The following is a 17,492-nucleotide window of genomic DNA, read 5'->3' as shown; positions in this document are numbered from 1 at the left end:
ATGCTGATCGATTTTTTCTATGCCTTAAGGGACGCCAAGATCCCCGTCACCATCAAGGAATTCCTTACCTTGCTGGAGGCCTTGCAGAAGCAGGTGATAGGCACTTCCTTCGATGATTTCTACTATCTGGCCCGCATCACGCTGGTCAAGGATGAAGCCCATTTCGACAAGTTCGACCGCGCTTTCGGCCTGTATTTCAAAGGCATACAGGCCGCTTTCGAGGAAAACGGCACCATCCCGCTGGACTGGCTGGTGCAGCGCATGAAGCGCGAGCTGAGCGAAGAGCAGCGCGCCGCGCTGGAAAAATACGGCTACGACAAGCTGATGGACCGCCTGCAGGAACTGCTCAAGGAGCAGAAGGAACGCCACGAAGGCGGCAGCAAGTGGATAGGCACGGGCGGCACCTCGCCGTTCGGCCATGGCGGCACCAATCCGGAAGGCATACGCATAGGCGGCAAGGGCGGCAACCGCACGGCCGTCAAAGTGTGGGAAGCCCGCAACTACAAGGATTACGACGGCGAACGCGAAATCGGCACGCGCAACATCAAGGTCGCACTGCGCCGCCTGCGTAAGTTTGCCCGTCTGGGGGCAGCGGAAGAACTGGCGCTGGACGCCACCATCCGCGCCACGGCCAGCAATGCCGGCTACCTCGATATCAAGATGCAGCCCGAGCGCAAGAACAACATCAAGGTGCTGATGCTGTTCGACGTGGGCGGCACCATGGACGACCACATCGAACGCACGGAAGAACTGTTCTCGGCTGCCCGCAGCGAATTCAAGAACATGGAGTTCTTCTACTTCCACAACTGCGTCTATGACTACCTGTGGAAGAACAACCGCCGCCGCCATGCCGAGCGCTTTCCGGTCTGGGACATCCTGCGCAAATACCCGCCCGATACCAAGCTGATTTTCGTCGGCGACGCCACCATGAGTCCCTATGAAATCCTGCAACCGGGCGGCTCGGTGGAGTACAACAATCAGGAGGCCGGTGCGGTCTGGCTGCAGCGCTTTACCGCTACCTTCCCCAAATTCGTCTGGCTCAATCCCGAGCCGGCCGGCGTCTGGCAATACCGCCAGTCGATTTCCATCATCGACCAGCTGATGAACAGGCGCATGTTCCCGCTTACCATGGACGGGCTGGAACGGGCCATGCGTACCCTTAGCAAATAGTTGAGAAATATCATGCCGGAGCCACACAGCAAGCCCTGCTGTTTGGCCTCCGTCACAAGGCGAGGATACAATTACATACAAACCTCAAGTTGCTCTTGGGGTGTACCTGCTTTAGCCTGTAGGCCCTTAGACACCCCAGCCCCAGCTGTCACGGGATTTCAGCAACCATGCTATACCAACGAACTTTTTCGGAGCGGCTGCGCCGGCTCCGCCCACGCCAGCTGCTGCTCTCCCTGCTGCTGCTGGAAGCTCTGATCTTCCTGCTCGATATGGACACCGGGGCCAGCATTTCCTATGCCCCCTTCCTGTGCATCCCCACCGCACTGGCGGCGTGGTGGTTCGGTCGCTGGCCGGCCTTGCTATTTGTGGTTTTATCAACTGCCGCCCGGGTCATCGATTTCAGCTTGATGCGGGCGCAGCATCAATCCGCGCTGATGCTCACCTACGATGTGCTACAAAGTGCGGCTTTCTATGGCTGCATGGCGCTGATTGCTCTGGCACTGCGCCGGCAGCGCAATCATATACTGGAACATGCGCGCCACATCCGCAGCAGTTTCAAGCACGAACGCCACCTGCGCCATCTCGAATCCTCGATCCGGCGCGCGGTTCCCGATGACGTGCCGGCCATAATTCACCTCACTTCGCTGGCAGCCAGTAGTGGCAGCTTTGATCAGGTGATCACCGACAGCGTCCGTCAGGCTGCGCTCGATTCAAGCTTCCGCGCCGGCATTCTGCAGGGCAGCGCCCTGCGTGATGTCTGGTCGGGCGGACAGTGCACCGTTCCTATCGAATTCTGGGTCGCCGAATCCGAAGGCGAAGTGCGCAGCTACATGATGCTGCTCGGCGTAGATCAAAAGGATGTGCTGTCACGCGAACTGCACGCCATGGTGGTTGATCCGCGTAACCGCGGCCAGGGACTGGGCAGCCTGATGGTCGACTTCTTCTGCTCGCACTACAAGCAGCGCACGCTCATCGCGGCCTGCCGGCCCGAATCGACCATGCTCTCCATGCTGCTGAAACGCGGCTTTGCCCAGACCGACGTATCCAGATTCGGCTACGTCATGCTGCGCCGCGAATGCTAGCAGGCTGTTGCCGTCTAGCCCGGCAATTGCAGCCGGTAGCCCACTGCCGTTTCCGTCAGCAGATAGCGCGGCTGGGCCGGATCGGCTTCCAGCTTGTGGCGCAGATGGCCCATGTAGATGCGCAGATAGTGGCCATTTTCCGACTGCGCCGGCCCCCATACAGAGCGCAGCAGCTGCACATTCGTCATCACCCGTCCGGCGTTGGCCACCAGCACCGACAGCAGGCGGAATTCGGTCGGCGTCAGGTGCACGGGCTGGCCGGCGCGCAGCACGCGGCGGTTGCGGATATCCACCGAGACGTCGCCAAAACTCACCAGACCGGCGGCATCCGCCAGCGGCTGGCGCTGGCGCCGCAAAGTGGCGCGCATACGTGCCAGCAGCTCGCCCACGCCGAAGGGCTTGGCCAGATAGTCATCGGCGCCGGCATCGAGCGCGGCGATCTTGTCCTCCTCGCCAACACGGGCCGACAGTACGATGATCGGCACTTGCGACCATTTGCGCACGTCGCTGATAAAGCTGTTGCCGTCACCGTCGGGCAGGCCCAGATCGAGCACAATCAGATCGGGCTTGCGGGTACCCGCATCGATCAGGCCGCGCTGCAGCGTTGCCGCTTCGTGCACCTGCCAGCCCTCCTGCTCCAGCGCGGCGCGCACAAAACGGCGGATCTGCGGTTCGTCTTCGACCAGCAGGGCGGTCGGGGATAGCTCACTCATGGTTTCAGGCGTCCTGTGTTGCTGCGGGTGCGTCGAGGTCCGGTTCCGGTGGCAGCGGCGGCGTGCCCAGCGGCAGGGTGAATTCAAAACCGGCGCCGCCCAGCGGTGTAGGCACGGCCGCTATCTTGCCGCCGTGCGCTTCGATAATCGCGCGGCAGATCGCCAGCCCCAGCCCCACGCCCGGCTTGTTCGATTCGCGTTCGCCACGGGTAAATTTTTCAAACAGCTGTTCCTCGCGGCCGGGCGGCAGGCCCGGACCATCATCGCACACGCTGACGCATAGCAGAGTACCGCGCGCCTGCGCCGCCAGCACGATCTGCGCACCGGGCGGAGTATATTTTGCAGCGTTTTCCAGCAGATTGCACAGCACCCGCTCGATCAGCACAGCGTCGAATTGTACCAGCGGCAGATCGGCCGGCAGGTGCGTCACCACGGTATGCTGGCGCAGCTGCGAGGCACTGGCGCGCAGCGCGCTGCCCACCACCTCTTCCAGCGCCTGCCATTGCAGGTTGAACTTGACTTCACCACTCTGGATGCGGGCCATGTCCAGCAGATTGGCCACCAGCGTGCTCATACGCAGGGCTTCTTCGTGCAGCGCGCTGGCGGTCAGCCGCTGTGCCTCGGACAGGGGCGGACGCGCTATCACCAGCGACTCGGACAGGCCGACCAGCGACGTCAAAGGCGTGCGCAAATCATGCGACAGCGCCGCCAGCAGAGAGTTACGCAGACGCTCGGACTCCATATTCACCAGCGCATTCTGCGCCACTTCGATATAGTGCACGCGCTCCAGCGCAATCGCTGCCAGCGCGGCGAAGGTATCGAGCTGCTGGCGCTGTTCCGGAATCAGAATCCAGCGCCGGTGCTGGGGTTCGATGGCCAGCACGCCACGGGTACGCATGGGGGCGACCAGCGGCAGGTAAAAGATGCGGCTGGCCGGCAGGGTATCCGTGCCCAGACCGGCACTCTCGGCACGATCAAACGCCCACTGGGCGATCGCCAGATCCAGCGCCGCGCCATGACGGTAGGTGGCGGCGTCGGCGCCGCCCAGACGGGGCAGCTGCAAACGCCCGTGCTCGTCCGGCACGATCAGCGTGGCACGGGCGCGAAACGCCCGCTGTATGGCCTGATGGGTAATTTCGAAAATCTGCTCGGTCTGCAAGGCGCCGGACAGCTCGCGGGAAAATTCATACAGCGCGCGCGAACGCGCTTCGCGGTTGGAGGCCACCCGCGCCTGAAAGCGCAGATCGGAAGTCAGGTGGCCAGTGAACAGTCCCACCACCAGCATCACGACAAAAGTGATCAGATACTGGAAGTCCGAAACGGCGAAGTCGAAGCGCGGCGGCACAAAGAAAAAATCGAAACAGGCCACACTGACGCAGGTAGCCAGCACCGACGGTCCACGGCCAAAACGCCACGCCACCAGCACCACCACCAGCAGGAACAGCATGGCGATATTGGCCAGGTCCAGCCATGCCAGCAGGGGCGTTGCCGCCAGCGCAGTAAACAGGCTGGCCGCCGCTGCCCAGATATAACCCTGTTTGCGCCGCCACAGATAGCTGCCTTCGCCATCGTCCCGGGCTTCATCCAGATCGGGCACGCTGCCGTACGCAGGTTTGCCGTAGCCGCCGGGCGTGCCGCCAGAGCTGTCCTGATCCGCCGCGCCTATCTCGATCAGATCCAGCTCGCCCGCCAGCCGGGTGATCTGCCTGCCCGCACTGGCCTGCCACGGCCAGTTGCGCCGCGTGCGCCCCAGCACCAGCTTGGACAGATTGTGGCTGCGGGCATAATCGACCGCCGCCGCCGCGATATCCTGCGCCGAGATCACTGCCGTCACCGCGCCCAGATCCTGCGCCAGCTTGAGCGTCTGCAGTATCTGTTCACGCTGCACGGCAGGCAAACGCTGCAAGGCTGGGGTTTCCACATAAATCGCGTGCCAGGCCGTGCCCAGCTGGCTGGCCAGCCGCGCCGTGCTGCGTACCGTGTGCTCGCCGCCGGGACGTGGCCCCACGCAGGCCAGCAGGGCCGCGCCGGTCTTCCAGATCGCGTCTATCGATTGTTCGACCCGATAGGCCCGCACGTCGCCTTCGACCCGGTCGGCGGTGCGCCGCAACGCCAGTTCGCGCAATGCGATCAGATTCCCCTTGCGGAAGAAATTGCGCGCCGCCCGTTCCGCCTGCGCCGCCTGATACACCCTGCCGCTCTTCAGCCGCGCCAGCAATTCATCCGCCGGAATATCGACCAGCACCACCTCGTCGGCCTGATCGAAGACCGTATCGGGCACCGTCTCGCTAACGCGTACGCTGGTGATGCCGCCCACCACATCGTTCAGGCTTTCCAGATGCTGCACATTGACGGTGGTGAAAACATCGATGCCGGCATCAAGCAATTCCTCCACATCCTGCCAGCGCTTGGGATGGCGCGAACCGGGCGCATTCGAATGTGCCAGTTCGTCTATCAGTATCAGGACCGGATGCTGTGCCAGCGCGCCGTCGATATCGAATTCGGCGATGCTTTTGCCGCGATAGGCCACCTGGCGCATAGGCAGTAGCGGCAAGCCATCGAGCATGGCCGCCGTTTCGCTGCGGCCATGGGTTTCCACCACGCCCACCAGCAGCACGGGGGGCACGGGGCTGGCCTGCAGCTTGTGCGCGGCCGCCAGCATGGCGTAGGTCTTGCCGACGCCGGCCGAAGCACCAAAATAGATGCGCAACCTGCCGCGCGCCGCCTTGCGTTCCTGTGCCTGCACCTGCGCCAGCAACGCATCGGGATCGGGGCGGCCGGGCCGCAGCTTTTCACTAGAAAACATGGAACTGCATTCTACCCCAGCTTTCAGTGCGCACCAGCTAGCGCGGCCTGCGCCAGCAGCTTGCTGCGCTCGGCATCAAGCGCTCGGTTCAGGGCCAGTACGTTCACCCGTGGCTCGCCCAGTACACCCAGCAGCGCAGCTTCGCTCAGCTGTTCCACCAGTGCGCGCACGTGCAACGCATCGAGCCGGCGCGCCGCCGCCACGCGCGGCACCTGATACAGCGCCGCCGCCACGCTGATGTCCGGGTCCAGCCCGGAAGCCGAAGCCGTCACCAGATCCACCGGAATAGCGGCAGACGATGGCGCCAGGCCGACGGCTGCCTCGGCAGCGTGCAGCGCCTCGATGCGGCCCTTGACGGCATCGGCCAGCGCCGGGTTGGTCGGCCCCTGATTGGCACCGGAGGAAGCGGCCGCATTATTCGGCATCGGCGCTGTCGCCGAAGGACGGCTCCAGAAATACTGCGGCGCAGAGAAGGCCTGGCCGATCAGACTGGAGCCTACCAGCTTGCCGTTCTGTTCGATCAGGCTGCCGCCTGCCTTGGCCGGAAACAGCAGGCCGACGAAGCCGCATACCAGCAGCGGATACAGCACGCCGCACAGCACGGACAGGATGGCAAACAGCAGGGTGGCAGGACGTAATTGCGCTGCGCGGGAGGCAGAGTTTGCGTTATTCATACCAGTTCCTCTCAGTTAAACAAACTAAACATGGCCAGTACCATGTCGATCAGCTTGATGCCGATAAACGGCAGAATGATGCCGCCCACGCCATACAGCAGTATGTTCCGCCGCAGCAGGGCCGCCGCGCCGATGGCACGGTACTGCACGCCCTTGAGCGCCAGCGGAATCAGGAACACGATAATCAGCGCATTGAAGATCACTGCCGACATGATGGCCGAGGCGGGACTGGCCAGATGCATGACGTCGAGCGATTTCAGGGCCGGATAAGTGCCCACGAAGGCCGCCGGTATAATGGCAAAATACTTGGCCACATCGTTGGCGATCGAGAAGGTGGTCAGCGAGCCACGCGTCATCAGCATCTGCTTGCCGATTTCGACAATCTCCAGCAGCTTGGTCGGATTGGAATCCAGATCGACCATATTGCCTGCCTCCTTGGCGGCCTGGGTACCGGAATTCATCGCCACCGCCACGTCGGCCTGTGCCAGCGCGGGCGCATCGTTGGTGCCGTCCCCCGTCATGGCGACAAGACGGCCTTCAGCCTGATACTGGCGTATCAGTTTCAGCTTGTCTTCCGGCGTGGCCTCGGCCAGAAAATCATCGACGCCCGCTTCGGCGGCGATAGTGGCGGCCGTCAGCTTGTTATCGCCGGTGATCATCACGGTCTTGATGCCCATGCGGCGCAGTTCGGCGAAGCGCTCCTTGATGCCGCCTTTGACGATGTCTTTCAGTTCGATCACGCCCAGCACGCGGCCGCCATCGGCCACCACCAGCGGAGTCGAACCGCGGCGCGAAATATCGTCCACACTCTGCGCCACTTCGGCAGGGAAGGGCTGGCCCTGTGCTTCGACATATTTGCGCACCGCGTCTGCTGCGCCTTTGCGTACTTCGCGCACGGCAGCGCCATCGAGGGGAATATCCACCCCGCTCATGCGGGTGGTGGCGGCAAACGGCACGAAGTGGGCGTGCAGGCTCTCCATGGCGCGCTCGCGCAGATTGAATTTGTTCTTGGCCAGCACCACGATGGAGCGCCCTTCCGGCGTTTCATCGGCCAGCGAAGCCAGTTGCGCCACATCGGCCAGCTGCTGTTCGCTCACGCCCGGTGCCGGCACGAAGCTGGCGGCCTGACGGTTGCCCAGCGTGATAGTGCCGGTTTTATCGAGCAGCAGCACGTCGACGTCGCCTGCCGCTTCTACTGCACGGCCGGAAGTTGCGATCACGTTAGCCTGCATCATGCGGCTCATGCCCGCCACGCCTATGGCCGACAGCAGGCCGCCTATGGTGGTCGGGATCAGGCACACCAGCAGAGCGATCAGCACCGTGATGGTGATAGGCGTGCTGGCCAGACCGGCCGCCCTGGCCGCGTCTACCGAGAACAGCGAGAATGGCAGCAGCGTCACCGTCACGACCAGAAACACGATAGTCAGCGCCACCAGCAGGATGGTCAGGGCGATCTCGTTGGGGGTCTTCTGGCGCTTGGCGCCTTCCACCATGGCGATCATGCGGTCGAGGAAGGTCTCGCCGGGATTGGCCGTGACTGTCACGATCAGCCAGTCGGACAGCACGCGGGTGCCGCCCGTCACGGAAGAAAAATCGCCGCCCGATTCGCGGATCACGGGAGCCGATTCGCCGGTAATGGCCGATTCGTCCACCGAGGCCACGCCTTCGATCACTTCGCCGTCGATGGGAATCACATCACCGGCTTCCACCAGTATCACATTGCCCTTGCGCAGATCGGTCGCCGACTGCGGCAGCCAGGCCGCGCCATGCTTGGGTGCGGACAGCTTTTTCGCCATCACGGTCTGCTTCAGGCTGCGCAGCGAAGCTGCTTGTGCCTTGCTGCGGCCTTCCGCCAGCGCTTCGGCGAAATTGGCAAACAGCACGGTGAACCACAGCCAGATGGCGGTCGCCAGGATGAAGCCGAACGGCGCCTCGCCCTGCCCCAGCCAGGCTTGCACCGCCAGCGCCGAAGTGATGATGCTGCTGACGAAAACCACGAACATCACGGGACTGCGCAGCTGCACGCGCGGATCGAGCTTGCGGAACGCATCGGCAATGGCCGGAATGACCAGCGTCGATTCGAACATGTTCAGCCTGCGGGCTGGCGGATTGGTAAACACAGTCATCTCTTTCTGAGATACGGGAATATTGGACATCTTGAACTCCTCTTAATGCACGAACAGCTGCAGGTGTTCGACCACCGGGCCGAGCGCCAGCGCCGGCACGTAATTGAGTACGCCGACCAGCGCCACCACAGCGATCAGCAAACCGATGAAGATGGGGCCGTGGGTGGGCATGGTGCCGGCATTGGCTTCCAGCCGCTGCTTGGCCGCCAGCGAACCGGCAATCGCCAGTATCGGAATAATCATGGCGAAGCGGCCGAACCACATGGCGATGCCCAGCATGACGTTATAGAACGGCGTATTGGCGGACAGGCCGGCAAACGCGCTGCCATTGTTGTTGGCGGCCGAGCTGAAGGCGTACAGAATCTCCGAGAAACCATGGGCGCCGGGATTGGCGATGCCCGCCTTGCCGGCATCGCACAGCACGGCGATAGCAGTACCGGCCAGCACCAGCGTAGGCGTCACCAGGATGGCGATCGAGGTCATCTTCATTTCGTAGGACTGGATCTTCTTGCCCAGATATTCGGGCGTGCGGCCTATCATCAGGCCGGCGATGAAGACCGCCATGATGGCGAAGATCAGCATGCCGTACAGGCCGGAACCCACGCCGCCGAAGATCACCTCGCCGAACTGGATCAGCAGCATCGGCACCATGCCGCCCAGCGGCAGGAAGGAATCATGCATGGCGTTGACGGCGCCGCAGGAAGCGGCCGTGGTCACGGCGGCAAACAGGGTGGAAGCACTGATGCCGAAGCGGGTCTCCTTGCCTTCCATATAGCCGCCCGACTGCAGCGCACTGCTGCTCTGGTCCACATTCATGGCTTGCAGCAGCGGGTGGGCCTGCTGCTCGGCGCTCATCACCACCACGGTCAGCGCCACGAACAGCACGCTCATGGCGGCCAGCACGGCCCAGCCCTGACGACGGTCGCCCACCATACGGCCAAAGGTAAAGCACAGCGCGGCCGGAATCAGGAAGATGGCGATCATCTGGAAGAAGTTGGTCAGCGCATTCGGATTCTCGTAAGGATGGGCGGAATTGGCGTTAAAGAAGCCACCGCCATTAGTGCCCAGCATCTTGATGGCTTCCTGCGACGCCACCGGTCCCATGGCGATGAGCTGCTTGTCGGTGCTCAGGGTCTCCGTCACGGGCTGGCCCTTGGCATCGAGCACAGGCTGGCCATCGGCGCCGGTTTTCGGCTGGGTGTAGGTGACCGGATCCATCAGGCTGACTTCCTGATAGGCGGAGAAATTCTGGATCACGCCCTGGCTGCCGAGGAACACGGCAAATACCAGCGACAGCGGCAGCAGCACATACAGCGTGGAGCGGGTCACATCGGCCCAGAAATTGCCGATGGCGCTGGCCGAGCGGGCCGAAAAACCGCGGATCAGCGCATAGGCCACGGCCATACCGGTCGCCGCCGAGAAGAAGTTCTGGCAGGTCAGCGCCAGCATCTGGGTCAGATAGCTCATGGTCTGTTCGCCGCTATAACCCTGCCAGTTGGTGTTGGCGACAAAGCTGATGGCCGTATTGAAGGATGAATCGGGCGAGATATTCGCCAGTCCCTGGGGATTGAGCGGCAGCCATTGCTGTACGCGCTGCAGCGCATACACAAACAGCGCCCCGATGCCGTTGAACAGCATCAGCGAGAGGGCGTAGGCTTTCCAGCTCTGGCCCACGGCCACGTCCTGCTGGACCGGCACACCGGCCAGGCGGTACATCAGCTGTTCCAGCTTGCCTAGCCAGCCCATGCCCGGCACGGCGCCGCCCTGCCCCACGCGGGTCAGGATGCTGGCCAGCGGATAGGCCAGCGCCAGCAGCACCAGCAGGAATACGGCCAGCAAAATGATAGATTGCATACTCATATCAGAGTTCCTCCGCTTTCAGCAAGGCCACTACCAGATACACCAGCAAAGCGCCTGCCGTGAGTGCGCCTACCACATAAAAGCTGCTCATTGTTTGCCCTCCAGCCGCGCACAGGCAGCGGCAAAGCCTACGATCATGGCCCCAAAAGCCAGCAATAAAGCTATATACAAAGCGTCCATGGTTCCCCTTCAAAGCGCGCATATCAAGAAATAGCAGATTAGCGAGCCCGGTCTAAAGATGTTGTAAACACTGGCGCAGCGGGTGTAAACAAACTGTAAAAATCCGCATCTTCCCGCTGCTTCAGGCAATTCAGAAGGTCTTGCCGACGCTCAGCCACAAGGCATTCCGGCCCAGGAACTTGCCATTAGCGGGCGATGCATAAGCCGTCTTGCTGGCATTGGTGGTGACCATGGCCAGTGCGACGGTGGCGACGCCGAAGTCCTTGGTGAAACCAATTTTCCAGTCGGTATAGCTGGCCGCATCATTGCCACGGACTTGCTGGCGACCGGCATGCAGATTGGCGACCAGACCATCAGCCAGATCAATATTGGCGCCCAGATCCAGATAGCCGCTGTTCCTGCTGTCGGCAAAACCAAACAGATTGGTCAGCGCGTGCGAATACTTGAAGTAAGCGGGGCCATAGCCTAGCTGGCCATATACTTCCGCCGTGTTGGCATCGGCCATGCCGCTCACGCGGCCTAGGCCGTTATGTGCATACACATAGCCCAGCACACCCACGTCATAGCTGACTGCTGCGCTCAGATTGCCGCGCTGGCCCGCATACAGATCCCACTCGACATGGCCGGAGCCGCCCGCATCTGCGGTCCATTTAATGGTCGACAGCCAGGTGCCTGCATACAGGCCGGTAGGGTTATGGCTATAGTCGAAACCACCCTGCAGGGCCGGCTGCAAACGGGTTTGCGAAATGCCGCGGTAGCGGTAATCGCTCACCAGCGCCGCATTAAAACTGGTTTCATGCTCAGGCTTGGCATCAGCCGCACTGGCGCTGTCTTCGGCACGGGCGGTGACACTGGTGCAGGCGGCCAGAATGGCGCTGGCAATAAACAATTTCTTCATGACTTCCCCTAAGTTATAACGATGCGATCAACCCCCGGTATCGGGGGTAGGCAGCAGGTTATCGATTAGGATCTAAAGATGGTGTAAACACTTACAGCGGCGCTGTAAACAAGGCGTAAAAGCCGGTAGAAGATGGTGCCCCGTTTATGCAGCGTTTACCGGGGAGAGGCGAATATTTAGACTATCTTTACGGGCGGCGGTCTAAGCTGGGGTTGCCGTACCGACGGCTAGCCGAATACCGCCCACACCTCATCTGGAGAACAACAATGATACTTGCGCTGATCAGCACCGAGCCCGCTGCCGCCGCTGAACTGGGCCAGCAACTGGCTCTGCTGCGTACCACCGAAGGCAAACGCGTGCTACTGCAGGACTCGGCCGGCACTGCAGGTCGTCCGGCACACCCGCCGTATGATGATACCGTCATCTATGCCTCCGCTGCACACGACAGCAACCATGCCGCGGCGCTGGCCATGGCCAGCCTGATCGTGGTGCTGCTGCAGCCTGACGACCTGCAGCAACAGCACACGACGGCGCAGCTGTTAAATCTGCTACGCGGCGCGGCAAGCCATAACCCGGCTGCGCGCATACTGGTTTCGGTGGCCCATGGTGCGCGCGAACTGAGCGTGCAGGAAGTGGGCAATATTCTGCTGTTTGTCGCCCAGCTGGAATCAGCGCGGCTGGTCGAGCAACTGGTGCTGGATGAACGGGGCGCGTATTACACCCGACACAGCGCGCTGGCCCACGCAGATGAGGAAGATGATCAGGTACTGTGCACGCCGGAAGTGCGCCACCTGTATCGTCAGGTGTTTGCCCCCGGCGCGAACGCTTAAGCGGTGCTGCTGCCCCCCGCCTGCGCGGGAGCGTAGCTCAGGCGGCTGGCCGTTGCCGCCTGAGCACTGACAGCGAGTCCGTATCCACCGTCAACTGCATCAAGCACGGCGCTGCCTTTGGCTGGTGACGCCACAGCGAAGGGCGCTGGGCCGGTTTAGTCTGGAAAAATGCGTGCACGGGACACCTCTCTTGTATGGCTAGGCATGCCAACAGCTTAGCGCCGGCGTCGTAAAAACCGTCTAAAAAGGTGGGCTGGCACAGTAAACATCGTGTATAAACTAGCGCGCACCGATTTTTTGCCGCGATTGCCGCCAGTTGAGGATAGAATACGCAAACGTTCGCATAAAACTGTACATAAACACAGTAATTAAATTATCAGCTTGATCACGTATGGCCACTAAAAAACCTGTTTCCGACTATAGCGAATCATCTATCCGCGTCCTCAAGGGACTGGAACCTGTCAAGCAACGTCCGGGTATGTACACCCGCACCGAGAATCCGCTGCACATCATTCAGGAAGTGATCGACAATGCCTCCGACGAAGCGCTCGGTGGCCATTGCAAGAATATTATCGTCACGCAAAATGCCGACGGCAGCATCACCGTGGAGGATGATGGCCGCGGTATTCCCGTCGGCCTGCACCCCGATGAAGGCGTGCCCACGGTAGAAATCGTGTTTACCCGTCTGCACGCAGGCGGCAAGTTCGATAAAGGTTCGGGCGGCGCCTATGCCTTCTCCGGCGGTCTGCACGGGGTGGGCGTGTCGGTCACCAATGCGCTGTCCAAGCGGCTGGAAATCACGGTGTGGCGCAAGGAGCCTGACGGCACCGGCCTGCACAAACTGGCCTTCGAACATGGCGACGTGGTGGAGCCGCTGGCTTCCGTGGTGGCGCCGCGCGATGGCAAGAAGTCCGGCACCCGCGTGACCGCCTGGCCCGATGGTAAATACTTCGATTCGCCGAATATCTCGCAAGCCGAGCTGCAACGCCTGCTGCGTTCCAAGGCCGTGCTGCTGCCCGGCGTTTCCGTCACCCTGACCAATGCCAAAACAGGCGAATCGCAGACCTGGAAATACGACGACGGCCTGCGCGGCTATCTGACCGAAACGCTGGCCCAGAGCGGCAACGGCGAAACCCTGATTCCCCTGTTCGAAGGCGCCCAGTTTGCCGGCCCCGACGCGGAAGGCTTTGCCGAAGGCGAAGGCGCGGCATGGGTGGTGGCATGGACGGAAGAAGGCGCCATCGTGCGCGAATCCTACGTCAACCTGATACCGACCGTGAGCGGCGGCACCCACGAATCGGGCCTGCGCGACGGTCTGTATGGCGCAGTGAAGAGCTTTGTCGAACTGCACTCGTTACTGCCGAAGGGCGTCAAGCTGCTGCCGGAAGACGTGTTTGCCCGGGTGTCCTTCGTGCTGTCGGCCAAGGTGCTGGACCCGCAATTCCAGGGCCAGACCAAGGAACGCCTGAATTCGCGCGATGCCGTGCGGCTGGTGTCGACCTTCTCCAAACCGGCGCTGGAGCTGTGGCTTAACCAGCACGTCGATCACGGCAAGAAGCTGGCCGAGCTGGTGATCAAGCAGGCGCAATCGCGTCTGCGCTCGCTGCAGAAAGTGGAAAAGAAAAAGTCTTCGGGTGTAGCGGTTTTACCGGGCAAGCTGACCGATTGCGAATCGTCCGACGTGGCGCGCACCGAACTGTTCCTGGTCGAGGGCGATTCGGCCGGCGGCTCGGCCAAGATGGGCCGCGACAAGGAATTCCAGGCCATATTGCCGCTGCGCGGCAAGGTGCTGAACTCGTGGGAGACGGACCGCGACCGTCTGTTTGCCAACAACGAGATCCACGACATCGCGGTGGCCATCGGCGTCGATCCGCACACGGCCAACAGCACGCCGGATCTGAGCGGCCTGCGCTACGGCAAAATCTGCATCCTGTCCGATGCGGACGTGGACGGCTCGCACATACAGGTGCTGCTGCTGACGCTATTCTTCCGCCACTTCCCTGCGCTTATCGCCAATGGCAATATCTGCATCGCCCGTCCGCCGCTGTACCGCGTGGATGCACCGGCACGGGGCAAGAAGCCTATCCAGAAGCTGTATGCGCTGGACGAAGGCGAACTGACCGCCATCGAGGACAAGCTGCGCAAGGACGGCCTGAAAGAAGGCGCATGGTCGATCTCGCGCTTCAAAGGTCTGGGCGAGATGAACGCCGAACAGCTGTGGGAAACCACCATGAATCCCGATACGCGCCGCCTGCTGCCGGTAGCGCTGGGCGGCTTAGGCCTGAACGCATCGTCGGCCCGCTTCAATATGCTGATGGGTAAAGGCGAAGCCGCCGCCCGCCGCGCGTGGATCGAAGAACACGGCAACGAAGCCGACGCCGATATCTAACTATTACTGATCATGACTCAAGCAAATCTCTTTGACGAACCGGCCAACGAGCCGGCCGCAAACAGCAGCGCGTCTGCCGGCAAGGCTGACGCACCTGCGCACAAAACCGCGCCAGCACCTGCCGCCGTAGAAGGCGATCTGTTCGACAGCGGCGCGGAAGTGGCGCTGGCAGACCTAGAAACCGGCGATGCCGTAGCAGAAAGCGGCATGGCCGCCAGTGCTGAAGCTGGCGATGGCGATGGCGGCGACAGTGGCGATAGCGGCAGTGGTGGCGGCGATAACGGTGATAATGGCGGCGGCAACGGCGGCGAGGACAACGGTGTCTTCGGCAATGGCGACGGCGGTGACGGCGGCGATGCCCTGACCCTGTCTACCTTCGCCGAACGCGCCTATCTCGATTACGCCATCTCGGTAGTCAAGGGCCGCGCCCTGCCCGACGTATGCGATGGCCAGAAGCCGGTACAGCGCCGCATTCTGTACGCGATGAACGAAATGGGCCTGAATTCAACCGCCAAGCCGCGCAAATCGGCCACGGTGGTGGGTGACGTGCTCGGTAAGCTGCACCCGCACGGCGACCAGTCGGTGTACGACGCCATGGTGCGTATGGCGCAGGACTTCTCGCTGCGCTATCCGCTGGTCGACGGTCAGGGTAACTTCGGTTCGCGCGACGGCGACGGCGCTGCAGCCATGCGATACACCGAGGCCCGCTTGACGCCTATCGCCAAGGTGCTGCTGGACGAAATCAATCTGGGCACGGTGGAATTCCAGGCCAACTATGACGGCTCGACCGAAGAACCGACGCTGCTGCCGGCCCGTCTGCCGATGGTGCTGCTGAATGGCGCGTCCGGTATTGCCGTGGGTCTGGCGACGGAAATCCCGTCGCACAATCTGGCCGAAGTGGCGCAGGCCACGGTGGCCATGATCAAGAACCCGAAGATCAGCCACAGCGAACTGATGGAACTGATCCCCGGCCCGGACTTCCCCGGCGGCGGCCAGATCATCACGCCTGCTTCGCAGATCAGCGATATGTACGCGACCGGCCGTGGCAGCATGAAAGTGCGGGCCCGCTGGAAGATCGAAGAGCTGGCGCGCGGCCAGTGGCAGGCCGTGGTAACGGAACTGCCGCCCGGTACGTCGGCCCAGAAAGTGCTGGAAGAGATCGAAGAGCTGACCAACCCGAAAATCAAGCTGGGCAAGAAGACCCTGTCGCCCGAACAGCTGGCGCTGAAGTCGCTGATCCTCAATTCGCTCGACACTATCCGCGACGAATCGGGCCGCGCTGCGCCCGTGCGTCTGGTGTTCGAACCGAAGTCGAAGAATCAGGACCAGACCGAATTCATGCTGCTGTTGCTGGCCCATACTTCGCTCGAATCGTCGGCTTCCATCAATCTGGTGATGATAGGGGGCGATGGCCGTCCGCGCCAGAAAGGCCTGTCCGAAATTCTGCAGGAGTGGATCACCTTCCGCTTCGCCACCGTGACCCGCCGCAGCCAGTACAAGCTGGGCAAGGTCGATGCGCGCATCCATATTCTGGAAGGCCGCGAGACCATCCTGCTGAATATCGATGAAGTCATCCACATCATCCGCAATTCGGACGAACCGAAAGCGGCGCTGATGGAACGCTTCCGCCTGTCGGAAATCCAGGCCGAGGATATACTGGAAATCCGCCTGCGCCAGCTGGCCCGTCTGGAAGCTATCAAGATTCAGCAGGAACTGGCCGAACTGCGCAAAGAGAAAGGCATCCTGCAGGATCTGCTGGACAACCCGAACTCGATGAAACGCGCCATCATCAAGGAAATCGAAACCGACACCAAGCAGTATGGCGATGCCCGCCGCACCCTGATCGAAGAAGCCCAGAAAGCCGTGGTGGAACAGAAGGTGGTGGACGAGCCGGTTACTGTCATCATCTCGGAAAAAGGCTGGATCCGTGCCCGTAGCGGCATAGGCCACGACTCGGCGCAGTTCACCTTCAAGGCCGGCGACAGCCTGTATGGCGCCTTCGAATGCCGCACGGTGGACCACCTGCTGGCCTTCGGCAGCAACGGCAAGATCTACTCCGTGCCGGTAGCGGCGCTGCCGAATGCGCGCGGCGACGGCGTACCGATTACCACCTTGATCGATCTGGCCAGCGGCACCCGCATCCTGCATTACTTCGCCGGCAGCGGCAGCACCCAGATGATGCTGACCACCAGTGCAGGTTTCGGCTTCGTCGCCAAGGCCGCCGACATGGTCAGCCGCATCAAGGGCGGCAAGGCCTACATCACGCTCGATGAAGGCGCTACCCCGCTGCCACCGGCCGTGATTCCCGATACAGCCAGTGCCGTGGCGGTGCTTTCGGCCAATGCGCGCGTGCTGGTGTTCGGTCTGGACGAGATGAAGGTGCTGACCAATGGCGGCCGCGGCGTGATCCTGATGGAGCTGGAAGACAAGGAAACCCTGATCGCTGCCCAGCCTATCAGCCAGAAAGGCGTGATCGTGTCCGGCATAGGCCGCGCTGCCAAACCGCAGGAGGAACGTCTGTCCGCTTCGGCACTGGCGGTCCACTTCGGCAAGCGCGCGCGCAAGGGCAAGGCCCTCGCGACCAAGCTCAAACCGAACACCCTCACGCCTATCATCTAGGCGCCTACGGCCGCCAGCCAGTCTGGCGGCCGCATGCCATCTCTGTCGGCTGGCGGCAAGCCAGCTGCATCCTCGCCCTCGCCGCCTGCTTTGCCCCCGTCACGGTGAGCGGCCACCAGTCCCGCTGCCTGTGACAATTCTTACA

At 62.0% G+C, this 17,492-nt stretch carries 12 protein-coding genes; 5 read left to right on the top strand and 7 right to left on the bottom strand.

Annotated elements, in window-relative coordinates:
* Both GTP27_RS13320 and GTP27_RS13315 read left to right on the top strand, forming a co-directional pair.
* On the top strand, nt 1-1,170 hold the full coding sequence (locus GTP27_RS13320; RefSeq protein ID WP_161039661.1) for a vWA domain-containing protein: 1,170 nt from the start codon (nt 1-3) through the stop codon (nt 1,168-1,170).
* Nucleotides 1,171-1,337: 167 nt separating this feature from the next.
* Nucleotides 1,338-2,252 (top strand): GNAT family N-acetyltransferase, encoded by a 915-nt coding sequence (locus tag GTP27_RS13315; protein WP_161039660.1) that lies wholly within the window; start codon nt 1,338-1,340, stop codon nt 2,250-2,252.
* A gap of 14 nt (nt 2,253-2,266) precedes the next feature.
* Here the strand turns inward: GTP27_RS13315 and kdpE are convergent, their stop codons facing one another.
* From kdpE to GTP27_RS13280, 7 genes are all read right to left on the bottom strand, one after another.
* Nucleotides 2,267-2,965, bottom strand: a complete 699-nt coding sequence (gene kdpE, locus GTP27_RS13310; RefSeq protein WP_161039659.1) for a two-component system response regulator KdpE — start codon at nt 2,963-2,965, stop codon at nt 2,267-2,269.
* Nucleotides 2,966-2,969: 4 nt separating this feature from the next.
* Nucleotides 2,970-5,771, bottom strand: a complete 2,802-nt coding sequence (locus GTP27_RS13305; protein ID WP_161039658.1) for a DUF4118 domain-containing protein — start codon at nt 5,769-5,771, stop codon at nt 2,970-2,972.
* Between the two features lie 23 nt (nt 5,772-5,794).
* Nucleotides 5,795-6,445: a potassium-transporting ATPase subunit KdpC gene (gene kdpC, locus GTP27_RS13300; protein WP_161039657.1), complete on the bottom strand. Its 651-nt coding sequence runs from the start codon at nt 6,443-6,445 to the stop codon at nt 5,795-5,797.
* An 11-nt stretch (nt 6,446-6,456) separates the two neighbouring features.
* Complete coding sequence (gene kdpB, locus GTP27_RS13295; protein ID WP_161039656.1) at nt 6,457-8,571, bottom strand: potassium-transporting ATPase subunit KdpB; 2,115 nt, start codon at nt 8,569-8,571, stop codon at nt 6,457-6,459.
* 42 nt (nt 8,572-8,613) lie between these two features.
* Nucleotides 8,614-10,431: a potassium-transporting ATPase subunit KdpA gene (kdpA, locus tag GTP27_RS13290; protein WP_161039655.1), complete on the bottom strand. Its 1,818-nt coding sequence runs from the start codon at nt 10,429-10,431 to the stop codon at nt 8,614-8,616.
* 1 nt (nt 10,432) lies between these two features.
* Nucleotides 10,433-10,522 (bottom strand): potassium-transporting ATPase subunit F, encoded by a 90-nt coding sequence (locus tag GTP27_RS13285; protein ID WP_161039654.1) that lies wholly within the window; start codon nt 10,520-10,522, stop codon nt 10,433-10,435.
* A gap of 219 nt (nt 10,523-10,741) precedes the next feature.
* Nucleotides 10,742-11,509, bottom strand: coding sequence for a TorF family putative porin (locus tag GTP27_RS13280; RefSeq protein WP_161039653.1), 768 nt, complete (start codon nt 11,507-11,509; stop codon nt 10,742-10,744).
* Nucleotides 11,510-11,775: 266 nt separating this feature from the next.
* On the opposite strand from GTP27_RS13280, the gene GTP27_RS13275 reads away from it, so the two are divergent.
* From GTP27_RS13275 to parC, 3 genes are all read left to right on the top strand, one after another.
* On the top strand, nt 11,776-12,339 hold the full coding sequence (locus GTP27_RS13275) for a hypothetical protein (RefSeq protein ID WP_161039652.1): 564 nt from the start codon (nt 11,776-11,778) through the stop codon (nt 12,337-12,339).
* 391 nt (nt 12,340-12,730) lie between these two features.
* Nucleotides 12,731-14,728 carry a DNA topoisomerase IV subunit B gene (locus GTP27_RS13270; RefSeq protein WP_161039651.1) on the top strand — a complete coding sequence of 666 codons (1,998 nt, stop codon included), beginning with the start codon at nt 12,731-12,733 and terminating at the stop codon, nt 14,726-14,728.
* Nucleotides 14,729-14,740: 12 nt separating this feature from the next.
* Nucleotides 14,741-17,347, top strand: coding sequence for a DNA topoisomerase IV subunit A (parC, locus tag GTP27_RS13265; protein WP_371865921.1), 2,607 nt, complete (start codon nt 14,741-14,743; stop codon nt 17,345-17,347).
* Nucleotides 17,348-17,492 lie beyond the last annotated feature (145 nt).

It is taken from the genome of Duganella qianjiadongensis (genome assembly GCF_009857915.1).
Taxonomy (GTDB): Bacteria; Pseudomonadota; Gammaproteobacteria; order Burkholderiales; family Burkholderiaceae_D; genus Rugamonas; species Rugamonas qianjiadongensis.
This window is presented reverse-complemented; position numbering and strand designations above follow the sequence as displayed.